This window comes from Hirschia baltica ATCC 49814, assembly GCF_000023785.1.
GTDB classification, from domain to species: Bacteria; Pseudomonadota; Alphaproteobacteria; order Caulobacterales; family Hyphomonadaceae; genus Hirschia; species Hirschia baltica.
In genome coordinates, this window is record NC_012983.1 from 70,279 (window position 1) to 84,492 (window position 14,214).

General features: G+C 42.4%; 11 protein-coding genes. 4 read left to right on the forward strand and 7 right to left on the reverse strand.

What is annotated here, in order from left to right; genetic code table 11:
* Positions 1 to 474, reverse strand: a complete 474-nt coding sequence (locus HBAL_RS16155; protein WP_012778266.1) for a GtrA family protein — start codon at positions 472 to 474, stop codon at positions 1 to 3.
* Position 475: 1 nt separating this feature from the next.
* Complete coding sequence (locus HBAL_RS16160) at positions 476 to 2,242, reverse strand: glycosyltransferase family protein (protein WP_012778267.1); 1,767 nt, start codon at positions 2,240 to 2,242, stop codon at positions 476 to 478.
* Between the two features lie 295 nt (positions 2,243 to 2,537).
* On the opposite strand from HBAL_RS16160, the gene HBAL_RS16165 reads away from it, so the two are divergent.
* Positions 2,538 to 4,487 carry a hypothetical protein gene (locus HBAL_RS16165; protein ID WP_012778268.1) on the forward strand — a complete coding sequence of 650 codons (1,950 nt, stop codon included), beginning with the start codon at positions 2,538 to 2,540 and terminating at the stop codon, positions 4,485 to 4,487.
* Between the two features lie 23 nt (positions 4,488 to 4,510).
* Here the strand turns inward: HBAL_RS16165 and HBAL_RS16170 are convergent, their stop codons facing one another.
* Both HBAL_RS16170 and HBAL_RS16175 read right to left on the reverse strand, forming a co-directional pair.
* Positions 4,511 to 5,539: a class II aldolase/adducin family protein gene (locus tag HBAL_RS16170; protein ID WP_012778269.1), complete on the reverse strand. Its 1,029-nt coding sequence runs from the start codon at positions 5,537 to 5,539 to the stop codon at positions 4,511 to 4,513.
* The gene (locus HBAL_RS16175) at positions 5,540 to 7,801 is read right to left on the reverse strand and encodes a glycosyltransferase family 2 protein (RefSeq protein ID WP_012778270.1); all 2,262 of its coding nucleotides are present in this window, start codon (positions 7,799 to 7,801) and stop codon (positions 5,540 to 5,542) included.
* A gap of 236 nt (positions 7,802 to 8,037) precedes the next feature.
* Between HBAL_RS16175 and HBAL_RS16180 the strand changes: the two genes are divergently transcribed.
* Complete coding sequence (locus HBAL_RS16180) at positions 8,038 to 9,447, forward strand: hypothetical protein (RefSeq protein WP_012778271.1); 1,410 nt, start codon at positions 8,038 to 8,040, stop codon at positions 9,445 to 9,447.
* Between the two features lie 25 nt (positions 9,448 to 9,472).
* On the opposite strand, the gene HBAL_RS16185 is transcribed toward HBAL_RS16180, so the two are convergent.
* On the reverse strand, positions 9,473 to 9,985 hold the full coding sequence (locus tag HBAL_RS16185; protein WP_012778272.1) for a hypothetical protein: 513 nt from the start codon (positions 9,983 to 9,985) through the stop codon (positions 9,473 to 9,475).
* 424 nt (positions 9,986 to 10,409) lie between these two features.
* On the opposite strand from HBAL_RS16185, the gene HBAL_RS16190 reads away from it, so the two are divergent.
* Together HBAL_RS16190 and HBAL_RS16195 are read left to right on the forward strand one after the other, a co-directional pair.
* A complete protein-coding gene (locus HBAL_RS16190) occupies positions 10,410 to 11,261 on the forward strand; it encodes an ABC transporter permease (protein ID WP_012778273.1) in 852 nt (283 codons plus the stop codon).
* A 50-nt stretch (positions 11,262 to 11,311) separates the two neighbouring features.
* Positions 11,312 to 12,073, forward strand: coding sequence for an ABC transporter ATP-binding protein (locus HBAL_RS16195; protein ID WP_012778274.1), 762 nt, complete (start codon positions 11,312 to 11,314; stop codon positions 12,071 to 12,073).
* Between the two features lie 132 nt (positions 12,074 to 12,205).
* On the opposite strand, the gene HBAL_RS16200 is transcribed toward HBAL_RS16195, so the two are convergent.
* Both HBAL_RS16200 and HBAL_RS16535 read right to left on the reverse strand, forming a co-directional pair.
* Positions 12,206 to 12,934 carry a hypothetical protein gene (locus HBAL_RS16200; RefSeq protein WP_012778275.1) on the reverse strand — a complete coding sequence of 243 codons (729 nt, stop codon included), beginning with the start codon at positions 12,932 to 12,934 and terminating at the stop codon, positions 12,206 to 12,208.
* Positions 12,935 to 13,041: 107 nt separating this feature from the next.
* Positions 13,042 to 14,184 (reverse strand): DUF2793 domain-containing protein, encoded by a 1,143-nt coding sequence (locus tag HBAL_RS16535; RefSeq protein ID WP_012778276.1) that lies wholly within the window; start codon positions 14,182 to 14,184, stop codon positions 13,042 to 13,044.
* Positions 14,185 to 14,214 lie beyond the last annotated feature (30 nt).

Genomic DNA, 14,214 nt, shown 5'->3' on the forward strand with positions numbered 1-14,214 from the left:
TTATAAACCTTCTGTTTGGGTGGATTTTGAAACCCTAAATATATACTTCATACCTAAGAAATTCACGGCTGCACTGGGAATAACTGCAAATATATATGCGATTATTTTACCAGCTAAATTATCGCCTAGAATGCTTATGCAGAAACTATTCAAACCTACATTTATAATCATCGCGAAGATATATAAAGTGAAAACAGCAAATATCTTCCTATGAGACCCTGACGCGTCATTAAATGTCCACTTCTTGTTCACCAAATAAGCGAAAATCGTTCCCACTATAAATGCGAAGGTTTTGGCCAGCCATATTTCTAGGCCCAAATGGAGCAATAAAATATAGACCGAAAGATCTATGCCGACATTCGCCATGCCGGTCAGGCCAAATTTGATGATTTGATGTACTAATGGATTCGCACCGTTTTTTTCCATTGATAGATTTAGCTGAGCATCATGCGTGTCAGGTGTTTTACTATCCATTTTAAACGTCACGCTTTAGGCTAGCTGATTGCTTTTTGTGAAAGAGGTTACCAACCGAACTGAATAAGTGGCTTAAATTGGGTTGATCTTGTGTCGCCAAATCATTTGCAACACTCACGCCCTCTGGCCGAAGCACTTGAAATGATGTGTATTCTGTCACCAAATCCTGTGTCTGAGATGTTGGAATACGTCTGTCATTTTGTAATTTATAGGGGTGCGTCGCCCATTTATGGAAACATGATTGCCAATATTGAAAGGTCTTCAGATCATTTGGTGTTCCCCACCCGATGTAATGATCAATTTCAAAAATTTGGCAATTTAATCCCTTGGCGATAGCGTCTTTTATCAGGCTATCGACGTAGAATTCTCCATTTACACGTCCATCTCGCGCGATGAGTGCATTGATACAATCTTTAAAATCGGAAGCTCGTTTAAATGTGAAAGCACCAACGATTAACGGCGTTGTGGCTGGATCTTCTGGTTCTTCTTTGACCAGAACATCAGAGATTTTTCCTGTTTCATCAGCTATCACCCAACCAAATTGTTTTGGCCGCATCCGTCCGTCAAAATGACCGCGTACAGTCCAAACGATTACGTCAGCTTTGCCTTCATCCATTAAAGCATCAAATGCATTTGCATCGTAAAGCATGCCATTATCACAAGCACCCACGCTTATAGGTTTATCTAAATCAACACCATCCATACCAAGCAGGCAGGTGATAGCCTGCCCTTCCGTGACTTCTTTCAGCATTGTCGTTTGAGCACCGACAAAAGATGTTACGAGTTTATGTTCAATGTCTTCAACGCCGGGAATATCATTTCTCAAAACAAATCGCGTGTGTGGTGTTTCTGGAAGGTCTCGTGTTGCCTGAATTGCCATAGCGCGACCAGAGACAGGTATAAGGGGTTTGACCTGCTTATAGCCTTCTTTTGCGAACCGACTCCCTAATCCAGCCATAGGAACTAGCAAAGTTCCGCGGTGGCGTGCGCGTGTGGCTGAGTCCATACCTAAACGACGGAATGTATTTGACCAACCATTATACTCTTCAAGGTCGGCCGGTGTTCCCCATTGCATGAAGTGTTGTAGTTCATAGATCGCGACGGACAGTTTCTTTTGCTTTAAAATACGATAGGCTAAGCTTGCGTAAAACTCGCCATTGATATTTAGATCTTGTGCAATTTGAGCATCAAAAGCATCAAGACAAAGCTGTCCCGTTTTGAAGTAATAAGTTCCGCTTGATGCAAATTCATCCGTTGGATTATCTGTCCAGGGTTGCTTTTCCTGAATATCATCCATCCATAGCCCAGTGTGTTTCATATAGGCGTAGAATGTTGACCCCAAGCTATGAGGGTGAAAACCACGATATGCTGGAACACAGCCGTCACAGTTTGTTTCCTTTAAGAAGTTCTCAAAATCAGAATATTCCCAATAACATGTAAAGTCACAATAATTGACGATGGTTGGTTTATTGACGTCGATCTCATCTCGGGCCTTCAAAACCGCGTTAACCGGCCCAAGTTTGTGCGCAGCAATTGGGATGATTTTTCCAGTTGGACAATAGCGACGTAAAGTTTCCGCCATTCGGTATTCAGGAGTTTGGAGATGATCTTTATTGCAGATAAAAATGAAATCATGATCGCCTGGAAACATGTCGATGACATGGGCAATAATCGATTTTCCATCCACTTGGATTAAAGGCTTTGGAAGTTCGTATCCCGCGCGGCGAAAACGCTCGCCAAAACCGGACATTGGAATGACTATTTGCATGACTAATTTCCAAACGTTAACTAGTTTTCCAATGCAGTAGCGGAGTTAACCAAAAGGTCAATGTTCCTACCTAAAAAAACACCATGAAAGTGTTATGGACGCTAATCGACCGTCTATCTCATTGAAATTATTGATTGCTGCTAGAATAATTTTGAATTGAGATTATGCTTTAGCTTTAATCAAGCCTGACATTTGCATCATTCTGAATGACTTGACGAACAATGCCCTATTGTGAAACTAACGTTAAAAATCAATAGATTTCCTACATCTAGATTGTCAGGAGCGGGGCGCTGCTATGATTAAACCTCAAGATCGTTGTTTTGAGCTCAAGCTAAATATACCTGTTATTATTGCTGCATCTATTTGCTTTGTAGGATCTTACAATATCAAGAGTTTCTGGCAGTCGTCTTCCTTGGAAGTGGTTGCTATCGCAATAGGTCTTTTGGGACTCGCCTTTCTCAGTACTTTAAAAAAAGCGCAGATATCATTTGAGATACCTCAATTAGATAAAGTCGATTTTGCCCTCTTAGGGGTTGGGTCGCTGATTATGGTCATAATTTCTTGGCCATCTTTAAATGCTGCTCTTTGGTCCGATGCTATTTATCACGCATCGCTTTCTTCTAGATACGCACAAATGTGGATCTATGATGTACAGCTAAACCAGCCTGAGCTTTGGACATATGTAAAAGATCTACCGGTTGAATATATGATCAGAGGTTTTAACCTAGCTTTCCTGTTACTGTTGGCTATTGTTTTCTGGATTGTGCCAAAGCTTTGCAAAACGCGCTGGTGGTTAATTAGCCTCGCATGGGTCGGTGCGTTTGTTCTGTTTAGATATGGATTGGCATCTGATACGGGTATTTTTTCTAAAAACCCCTACTCTCCTGTCTTGCATGCCATCACTCCTGAATATGATGCACATCCACCCCTTAGATTTCTGCCACTTATCTTTTCCAGCACAGTTTTAGGAATTAGCCCGATTGGCTTTAAAGCTGCTGGCTATTTGGCTTTGTTATGTGTTGGGGCGGGTGTATTCATTTCACTGCGCCACAAGCTGGACCGTATGGCTGCTTTCTTGGCAAGCCTTTCAATCATGACGATTCCCGGTTTGCTTCAGATCTCGCTAATGGTCGAATCATCTATTTGGCATGCATTGGGCGGGGTGATTATTTTCTGTATCCTTAGTTTTACGGAGCCGACCAAAAAATTGCCTGTGCTTTTTCTTGGCTTAATTGCGGTGTTGTCTGCGATGACACGCGCTCCTGGCTTCCTTTTGATCATACCCGTCGTCGCAGCACTTCTCTATGAAGTGTCTCAAAAAGATTCCAAAGCAGATAGAGCAGATATTGCTGGTACAATTCTTCTTATCGGGCTTGCTGGGCTAAGCGCGTATCTCTTTGCTTCAGCTGGAACACCGGCCACTTCGGATGCATCTGCGCTAGATCAATTTGCAACGGCTTTGGTAAATGGCATTCCAGGGGTCGCACTGGTGACAGTGATAGGGCTGGTTCCCCTCATGTTTATTGGCCAAACTTTCAAAAGCCGAAATACGAAAGAAGCCATGCTCTTTCTGGCAGTGATAGGATTTTTATTCGTCGCGTGTGCGGTGTTTTATGGTCCAACCAAAATAACTTTGTGGGGCTTACCGAGATATCAAGCGGAAATCGCTGCTGGGGCCGTCGCTGCGGGGATAATCGTATTCGCCACTTCCAGCTTTAAAGACACCATAAAATTTGAATTTTTTGGTACGGATCTAGCTCAAATCCAATTTGTAAAATCGGCTTTGCTTTTATTACCTCTTATTGCGTTGCTTATATCCAATATATTTTCATATTCCGTGCTGAATTCTGCAACAAAGTCTTTCTTTCAGCACCCCGGACCAGGACAATCGGTTAAAGCAGATGCTCACTATGATTTAGCAAAAGTATGGAAACTCATCGAAAACAAACATTCTGTAACATCGGTCTATCAGATCGGTATATATTATGGTGGATTGCAGGCGGCGCTTTCTGGGTTCAATACGCAAGAATATGTTGACTTTTCTAATCTGAACAACAGACACCGCAATGGTTGGACGATTAATTTCGAAGCCCTTGAGATGGATGCGGATATCCAAGTTGTGGTTGTTGAAGCGCAGGCTTCATTGGGGGCGTTTGACCATTTAAGATCAGACAAATGGACAGAAACAATCATTGAGGGTCAAAGAAAAGGTATTGATTTACACGTGTTTGAACGCGTGAACTAAGACTCATTTAAACCTTCGTCCACTCACCCTTTTCTCTCTGCATCGACAGCCTGACGAAATTTTTCGGCGTCCCAGTTTAGAAGTTCAATTTGGTTCTCGGGCGTTAGAGTATTCAAGGCGACATTGTCGGGAATATGAATAGCTAACTGCAATAATAGATCTACCATCGCTAGACCACCTTTTGTCAGGTCTTCACGTACGAGTGCGCCCACGCCTTCAACAAAGACCAACCCAGGCTCAACCCCGTAGTGCGACTTCCAATTAAGGCGAATTTCATCAAGCTCGTGAATGTCTGAAATCCGAACTGCTGCGCCACCAAGGTAAACAACTTGATCTGGTACGAGCGCGCCCAAAGTCAGTTTTTGCATCGCTGCGCCTGAGCATGCAACATCCTTAGCAAGTTTGTTTTCAAACCATTTATAGCCATCTGGCTCATTTGTTATCTCTGATTTTTCAAAATCCTTGTTCAGTTCCATTTGGGGGAGGCTTAAACGCTTCTCAACTTCCAATAGGGTCTGTTCAACATCTTCTGGACTGTTGCCACCAACGACAAGTCCATGATTTTCCAACAATATAATGTCGGGAGCATTTTCTTGAACGAGTCCTGAAATAGCAGATGCTAAACCCGCTCCAGGTTTTATATATGGCAGTTTTGCCCAGTGCAGACCATCCAAGAAATGACCTACATCATGATCTTGAATGATTGTAGCGGCAATTGTGAACACAGGGTGTGTGTGCATCACATATTGATGCGGCATAGCTGCATGCATACCTGTTTCAATTGATGGTCTGAGGTTTCCACCGGGCAAGTCGTCTACACGAAGTCTTAGATAGTCTTCTTGGCCTGAGCTCGCATATTCTCGTGCAGCTTCTAGGTTTAAAGGTACGAATAGTTCTTTGTCTAATGCATCTCTCAGCCACGTGCCGGACGCTTTCACGTAGAGTATGTCATCCAGCTTTACCGAAGAATTCCCTCCTCCCCCTTGCACGAGGAGTGGGTCTGCTCCAATTCGAGCCGACAATTGACGTAACTCATCTATTTGATTGTGCATTTAGGCTCTCCAAGGCTTTGAAATTCTGGGAGGAAAAGCGAGTGAGAAATTGCAGTCATTTAACGTTAGATTTGGTGAATATGCTGGATCTGCGTTGATTTGATCAGGCCATTTTTTCTTCATAAAATCAGCCTCTTTTTGAAATCTCATTAGCTTTTCTGGTGTGTTTTCATATCCCCGACTTGCAGATTCATGATGATATAATTCAGCATGAGGCGTCCAGATATTTCTTTTTCCAATGGCCTGCAGCTTTAAGCAGAAATCTATATCATTATATGCGACTGCAAGATTTTCTTCATCGAGACCACTGACCTTTTCATAATTGTCTCTTGAGACGACCATACAAGCCCCTGTGACCGCGCTTAGAGATTGTCTTAGCGCTGCGCGTCCAACATATCCAGGTGTCCCGCGTTCCAACCCACCATGAATATGAGCAGCGAGACCACCTAAGCCCATGACAACACCAGCATGCTGAATGGTGTCATCGGGGTAATATAACATGGCTCCGACAGCTCCAACATTTGGCTGAAGAACAAGACTGACCATTTCCTCGAGCCAATTGTCAGAAATGACTTCTATGTCATTATTCAAGAGGCAAAGTACTGGTGCATTTGATTGTGCGACAGCCAAATTATTCAAAGCAGAATAATTGAAGGGTCTTGGGTCCGATATTAATTTGATTTGATTTTTAGCTTCCAAATCTTGAAAATACTTGATTGCTTCAGGGTCATCTGAACCATTATCTACCAAAATAATTTCGAAGTCTGGATAACTTGTTTTATTGTAAATACTATCAACGCACTGCTTCACTAGCTTCTGACTGTTTCTTGTAGGAATGATGATAGAAACTTGAGGCGCTGGCGTAGGTATATCGTAGGATACTTTAAATCCAATACCTATAAGCTCTGCTTTTGCCTTTATATTTAGCGCTATTAGGTGATCATTTAAGGCTCGTTCTCCGGCCAGCATAGCGTAGGGTTTCTCATCTGAAGATAGCGCTGTGCTTCCGGGCATGACCCGCCAGTGATAGAGTATAAAAGGTATATGGCAGATTTCATCAGCTCGTAGCCTCGCAGAACAGCGAAGCGCCAGATCATAATCTTGCGCACCATCATATTTGGAGCGAAGGCCTCCCACTTCTTCTATTAGCGCTTTGTCATACACACTAAGGTGCGTAAACAAATTATGGGATAGTAGTAGATCGTGGTTCCAATCAGATTTAAAGTATGGATCATGCCTTTTCCCATCTAAATCGATTTTGTCTTCATCTGAATAAAACAACCGACAAGAAGGATTTTTATTGATAGCTTCTGCAACATGGTAGAGTGCGGTGGCACTCAATTCATCATCATGATCTAGAAAAGCGATGAATTCTCCACTAGCCAATTCCAGAGCTGAATTAGATGCTGCAGAGATATGGCCGTTTTGAGTTCTGTGCACGCGTTTAATACGTGAGTCTTGTTCAGCATATTCATCTATAATACGCGCGATTTCAGGGTCAGTTGAACAATCATTTGCCAAGCATAATTCCCAATGAGAATAATATTGGCTTAAAACGCTCTCTATCGCGGCTCTTAATAGTTCAGGAGCTGGATTGTAAACTGGCGTGATGATTGAAATCACAGGTTTTTGAGAAAGCTCATCAATTCTTTTTTGTATTGATTTTAAATCTTTATCGTCGATCTGGTCATAAAGGTCGATCCACGTTGTATATCCATTTAATTGTCCACCAACGCGAGACGTAGTCGCTAAATCTTCTTTTAATTGTTTGATTCCGCCATTCTTAATGGCTCTTGCAACTTTGGCTGCACTATCAAATAATTGTCTGGGCGAACGCACGCGTTCCGAAATCAAATTAAGTGTTTGAACCAAACCATTGCGTTTATTAGACACTTTGGTGAGTGAAAACTCTAGAAATTGAAACTCACCGCTATTTTCAGTTAGAGCTATCTTCAGATATTTTGTGTCTGTCGGAATCCAGAAAGTTGCTTTCCACCCATAGCGTGTTTTTAAACATCTTATTTGAGCATTGCCTTGCTCTTCTCCGCTGAGGCGTTCCATAAAAACACGTGGAGAGAGCGGAATGTCTTGCGTACTCGTTATACATTTTAACGTGTACAGGCCCGCTGACATACCATTTGAAGCAGTACTTAAAAGAATACTCGGGGTATCGTCTTCAATTGTAAAGCAATTCTTGCGTGACAAATCGACGGAGTTGATCATGCCTTCAATTTGTTTGATCTCCAAAACTTCTTTGGACATAAACTTCCCCATCTTACGATACCACGTTTAGCAATGATTCACGACGTAACGTACTTCACTATGCATACTTCCGATACAATCAAGTGCTGTGATGAATATTATTGTATTTGCAGCGTTTGCGCTTTTAAAGATGAGGGAATTTAATTGTTTGCATCTCATTCATGGTTGTGAAAAATATCATTTAGGGAATGTAGAATCACTCTTCAAAATCTCTTCTGAAATAAATAGGTGATTGCTTGAACAAGTCGATATCCAATGTGAGTTCCTCTCAAGAGACAAGCTCTCGTTTTCTAAGTTGGTCCACTCAACCGATCACACTAAATGCTGCAATCATTGCTTTATTTCATGCGTTTTTGGCTGCCCAATTATGGACAGGCGATTTCTTCAATTCATATGCATATATGTCGGATGATAGTTTTGATTGGGTCACACAAGGTGTGGCATTAAATCAGCTTATCAGCGGTGTAGATGGTTCTGACTGGCCGGTGTTGAGACAACCCGTTTTTGTATTCATTGCGGCACTAGATGATATATTAGGCTCGCACGGAATCGCTTTTTTGTTTGCGCAATTGCTTGCCGTTTTTGTCACCTGTTATGCATTGGGCGAGTTCGCGAGGAAAAAAGGATTTTCGATCTGGGTATCAATATTAGTCCCGCTGGCTTGGTATTTTTCAATCATCGGATTTTATAAATTCTGGATTCTCAGTGACACCCTCGCCTCTTCTTTCATGACATTAAGTGTTGTCTTGTTGCTAGAGAGGTTGGAAAAGCTGAATGACACAACCAATGCTGCAGTTTTGACATTTCAAGAAAAATTTAAAATCCTTTTGCCGGCCCTCTGTGTCTCTGCATTAGCTGGCCTGACTCAAACCTACGGATTAATTCCGTTTTTGGTTATCCCTACTGTCTATATAGCTAGTTATTTTTTGAAATGGACGTCCAAATCGACCGCAATATTTGCTGGTCTTGCCATGATAAGCGCGACCCTCTTAGTCTTTGGCGGTAAGGCTGTTTGGTCTGCCATCATTCCGCACGCTTCTGAACCAAAACAGTTTGTTTTGCTGGAAGTTGGGTTGGGAATGGCGTCTTTCTATTCAAGTGTGTGGCCCCTCGCCTTTGGCACTTTTTTACCAGCAATTCTCGTTGGCATATATGCTCGGTTTAAATCCAAATTATGGATTCCCAGCGTCGAGCAGCTCGCTTTGCTTGGGTTGATGTCGGCTTTTGCGACCATGACATTTATCTATCAGTGGACCGAATCCCGCTTGACCTATATGTATCTCCCACTTGTATGGCTCACCTTGTTAGCGTGGAATAACAAAGTTGTTTCCTATATGACGCCCAGCCTTACAAGACTATCAGAGCGTGTCTTGCTTGTTGCAAGCACCACAACGATTGCAGTTGGATTGATCATACATCCTGGAGATTACTGGAAGCCAGATCTTGCAAAGACACGTTTGGCACCATCCCAGAACTGGATTTTATCAACATTTACAGCACAACCCCTAGACAGGTTTCACCTTCAAACAATGTGTGAGGGCATGTCAGATGTGTGCGAGAAAGCTGAATATTTGCCCCAAGCTAGTCCTTATCGCACGATGATGTTTGAAGAATACAAACGCCGTACTCTTTTGGAAGAAGAATAGTATCAATCATCGTTTCGATAATGGGCTATAACTGAATTTCCGTGCCAAGCTGACAAGCTGATTTTGTGTCAAGATACACCCCAAACACTTTCAGCTTACCAGTTTCTCTTTTTGCAATCGCCAAAAAGCCCACATCGGGCTGTGTAACTTGTGCAATTGCGGAGAGCACATCTTCCCTATTGCCCTCAGAAAATCCGGCACCAACTATTTGATCACTTTCATCAACAACAAGAAATTTATCATAAGGCTTTGCGGCAACTGAATCCCACGCCCAACCGCGAATTGTGACACCCGAAGGTTCACCCTTAAAACGGCTCTCAACAAGGTCTAAATAACCAATGCAATTACCAGCCTCTAATTTGAAGTGGCTATTGATATCAGCGTCCTGAAATTCATGTGCCCAGGAAGCAAGTGCTGGTAATGGCTCTATAAAAACTCCATCCGGTGTACGAGCAGGAGGCGCCTCTCCACAACCAAACAGCATGACGAACCCTATAAGGATGAATGCGTTTTTCAACGAACCGTATTTACGCGTCATGGGCAATTCTCCAACACCATGCATTTACTATATTTTCAACTAATTTTCAGGCAGAAACGAACTACGAGACCTGATATAGAGAAACGATCTAGCCCGATTGTGTATTTTTGGCAAAACCCACTTGCAAAATGCCATAGAGCGTCCGATAGAAACGAACCATTTGTCCGGTACACCTTATTGATATGGTGGAAAACAGAATCATAAACTGTCTTATGTTTGATAAGTTATATGAAAACTTGCATGGGGTGTATTCAATGTGACGCATATGAATAAAAATTAGAATGGATAGGGAATAAGAGTTCGCTTTTTTTAACTTTATGTGAGTCAAAGAAATATTGAACTGTCGGGACAATACAAATAGGTTCAACGACATTTGTTTGTGTGTCCCAAATAAGTAGCTTTCAGCAGGCGGGCGAGTAGAAATATGAAAAAAACACCAGAATTAATTCCAGACACAGATTCCGCCAACAATGCCTCTCAATTGATTTCTGAAACTCTCCTATCCATAAAAGCTAGCTATCTCGCCATTTTCCAAAACTGGAGAGTTTGGTGGATTTTAGCTCGACAAGATATTCAAATGCGTTATCGCCGATCTGCTATTGGGCCATTCTGGATTAGTATCTCTATGGCGATCATGATTTTCGGGATTGCTTTTCTTTATAGCCAAATTTTCGATATCGATTTTAAATCCTACCTCGCCTTTCTGGGTGCCAGTTTCCTAATCTGGGGCTATCTAAGTCTAGCTCTCTCAGAGGCAACAGGTATATTGATTGAATCGGAGCAACATTTACGTTCCGTGCCCATACGAACATCTGTTTTTTCCGCCCGTATGGTATTTAGAAACGTAATCATTTTTTGCCATAACTGGCTTGTAATTAGCTGCGTGCTTTTCTACACAGGTGTCCCGATAACACCGGCTCTTCTTCTAATGCCGTTTGGCTTTATTTTGTTGATTTTGTTTGGTTTTTTCTGCGGAATGTTTCTTGGTCCCATTACATTACGCTTTCGGGATGTGGGGCAGACAACTGCAAATTTTGTTCAATTTGCATTCTTCCTTACACCAGTGATCTGGATGCCATCACAAGGCAGGTTAGATTCCATCTGGTTGTTGATCAATCCATTCTATCATTTGATGGAAGTTGTTAGGCAGCCACTCCTAGGTAAATACCCAACGGCCGATAACTGGATATATGCATGTTTAACCGTGCTTGGCGTTGCTATTCTGGCAAACATTACAGATGTTGTAAGCCGTAAAAAAATCTTCCTTTGGCTGTAATTGCTCAATTATCCATTCTTTTTAATCATAGAGATTAGGACATCTGTTATATGGCGTCGATCAAACTAAAAAATGTGAATTTTGAGTACCACCTCTATGAAGTCACAAACCGTTCTTTGAAAATATCACTTGCCAAACGTTTTGGGTCTAAAGATAGCTCACAGCTCAAAGTACATGCGCTTAAAGACATTTCCTTAGAATTGGAAACCGGAGATAGACTCGGCATCATCGGTGCAAACGGTGCAGGGAAAACCAGCCTTTTGCGCGTGCTTGCAGGACTAGCACACCCCTCCTCTGGTGAAGTTATCGCAGAGGGACGCGTCCTTCCTCTAATCGATAGAGGGTTGGGCATAAACAGTGAATTATCTGCTCGTGAAAATATTGAACTTCCTCTGAGATTACTTGGTGCAACGACGGAAGAAATCAACAATGCGCGCGAAGATATCAAATCATTTGCCGACCTAGAAGAATTTTTCGATCTACCGATGCACAGATATTCTGAAGGTATGAAAGCGAGAGTTTCATTTGCGCTATCAACATCTATTCCGACAGATGTATTAGTCTTAGATGAATGGCTTGGAACAGGTGATGCCAGTTTTGTGAAACGCGCAGAAGATAGACTGAACTCCTATCTTGATGAAATCAAAATTGTCATATTGGCCAGCCATTCTATGGAGCTATTGGCCAATGTCTGCAATAAAGTTATTTGGCTTCATCATGGTGAAATCGTCAAAATTGGTCCCCCTGCTGAAACAATACAAGAATATATGGATTTCTCAGCAGCGCACGCCATTCAAGCAAGTGCAGAGTAAACGTAAATTGAATAAAATTCCGTGCTCTAATTTATAGTATAATCGCAAAAACGGTTTTGCTGTATTTTCATGTCTACCCAATCATCGGCAAAGATAGTTTTATTTGAGTAGACATTTTTCTAGATGTAAACCTTACGGCGCTTTGACGAGTCTCGCACAAAATTCAAATCTATTGTGCGGTGTTTCACCTACAAAATCAGTGAGAAACGGGTTTAGCCCCAATTCCCTTAATTGGAAAAGAATACGCGTGAAGGTATCAGGGGTAAATTGCCAAGCATGCACATCAATATACCCTCCTTCAGACTTCTTCCACTCTTCTTCTGCAGCGGGATAAAACAAATGTCCCTTCGGCGCTCCATGATCGCCCGCCCAATGTCTGTGCGCATCATTATGCCCCGTTAAAATACGGTCAGCCACAACAGCACGCGCTGAATGAACTGTCCGGTTTTCTAAATAAGCACCTAAAATATCAGGAAGCGTGGTCTCCGGAACAAAATGGTCAAAACAATATCTTTTGTCAGGTATGATCAATAGATATGCGCCATTGTCTTCAAGCAGATTTGCCACATCCTGGAGATGTTTAACGAGGTTCGGCTGATGCTCTATATTGTGAGAAGATGCAGCAAAGGCAAATTTTTTGTCGACATCAGCTAAATTCGCAGTACGTGATACATGATGGATATGCTCTGGAACGTTCCCAATGGGGGCACCATGTTCTGAAAAACGCTGACGCAATTCGTCTGCACTCATGACATCAAAATATTCTACACTTGAACCTGCAAATATTGGACTGGCCCCTGGCCCGATTTCCAGTAACGATTCAACAGTAGATGAGTTTTGAAGAAAAGTTTCTCTAATCATAATTGCCCCAATATGCTCCAATAACCATGAGCTTCTATAAATTAGATGCCAGACTGGCAAAGGCTATGCAAGGAAAATCACCTCTTTCTGGAAGGTTAGATAATATCTTAAACCTGTTGGTTTCTTTGTTTTAATTCTTCTATTTCCTGAAAAAGCGTTCCCATACTCATTAAGAGCAATTGCACGGGGCGTAATCCCATCCGTGTTTCCCCATTCTCAAATACATCTTCTTGCCACAACGCATAATCTTGAGGATCCAACCCCTCATTGATAAAAGCTTTTGCAACATTTTGCGCTGTAACACCGATATGGATCTGCGCAGCTTCTTCCCCAACGGATTCAACATCTTTAAGCCAGCTAAAAGAGCCAACTTCTGTCATTATCTGCGCAATTGAACGCCTCTCTTCCGGTGTGAGCTTAACAAGATCCGTCTTTTCTCTCGCATCAGATGTCATGCTTACCCCATTCACAGAATATATATCCTGATATCTATAAGCGGGTTGCCCGAGATTATATTGCCCATCACTTACTGGAAATAATGCCTGACTATTAACTGCCACCCTTCTTTGCGGTGTTGAAGCAGGCCCACCAGCCCAAAAGCCGATAAACCCATCCGCACCATTCGTGGCGCAAATTTCAAGCATTGCACTTCCAAGTAGTGAATGAACAGACGTGTTCTGGCCCAAATCATAATTGCACGACAATGTAAAATGGTCCGATGCCGTGCTATCAATATTGTATCGGCCAGAGACAATACCTTTCGAATTGCCAGTTAAGAAACTGACATTTCTATATCCTTCAAAACTGTGATCCGCACTCCAAGCAGCCGGCATATCAAGTTTGGGAATGGTATCGCCACTTATTCCTATATCCTTGTAGGCAGCACTTCCTAAACCGGCACTATTGTGTTCAACACTTTGCCAGCCTTCACTGGAAAACATTAGCAGACTTGATGTATCCACAACCGCACATATCCAGCCGATCTTGGGTATTATTTCTTTCCACGCACCGCCCGTGTAAACAGCCAGAGATGCAGGCGACATGTGTTCCCACTTAGATCCCGTTATTTGGTCTGGCAGGATATACATATCACCTTCAGACACATACTCCGGTTGTGTGGCAGTGTCCGCAGATTTAACAGTCATTTGAACCAGACAATCAATTAATGAAATCGCCTCATTATGCGTGACGTGCTTTTGTGCTTGCCCAGAGAGAATGTAAGGCAAATCAAGTTTTGGCGACCAATCCATCGTCTTTTCCTTCAAATGTTGAGAAAGAAA

Excerpts from the sequence above, each read along its gene's own strand:
- HBAL_RS16155 (WP_012778266.1), bottom strand. The coding sequence starts at position 474 with ATGGATAGTAAAACACCTGACACGCATGATGCTCAGCTAAATCTATCA.
- HBAL_RS16160 (WP_012778267.1), bottom strand. The coding sequence starts at position 2,242 with ATGCAAATAGTCATTCCAATGTCCGGTTTTGGCGAGCGTTTTCGCCGC.
- HBAL_RS16165 (WP_012778268.1), top strand. The coding sequence starts at position 2,538 with ATGATTAAACCTCAAGATCGTTGTTTTGAGCTCAAGCTAAATATACCT.
- HBAL_RS16170 (WP_012778269.1), bottom strand. The coding sequence starts at position 5,539 with ATGCACAATCAAATAGATGAGTTACGTCAATTGTCGGCTCGAATTGGA.
- HBAL_RS16175 (WP_012778270.1), bottom strand. The coding sequence starts at position 7,801 with ATGTCCAAAGAAGTTTTGGAGATCAAACAAATTGAAGGCATGATCAAC.
- HBAL_RS16185 (WP_012778272.1), bottom strand. The coding sequence starts at position 9,985 with ATGACGCGTAAATACGGTTCGTTGAAAAACGCATTCATCCTTATAGGG.
- HBAL_RS16190 (WP_012778273.1), top strand. The coding sequence starts at position 10,410 with ATGAAAAAAACACCAGAATTAATTCCAGACACAGATTCCGCCAACAAT.
- HBAL_RS16195 (WP_012778274.1), top strand. The coding sequence starts at position 11,312 with ATGGCGTCGATCAAACTAAAAAATGTGAATTTTGAGTACCACCTCTAT.
- HBAL_RS16200 (WP_012778275.1), bottom strand. The coding sequence starts at position 12,934 with ATGATTAGAGAAACTTTTCTTCAAAACTCATCTACTGTTGAATCGTTA.
- HBAL_RS16535 (WP_012778276.1), bottom strand. The coding sequence starts at position 14,184 with ATGGATTGGTCGCCAAAACTTGATTTGCCTTACATTCTCTCTGGGCAA.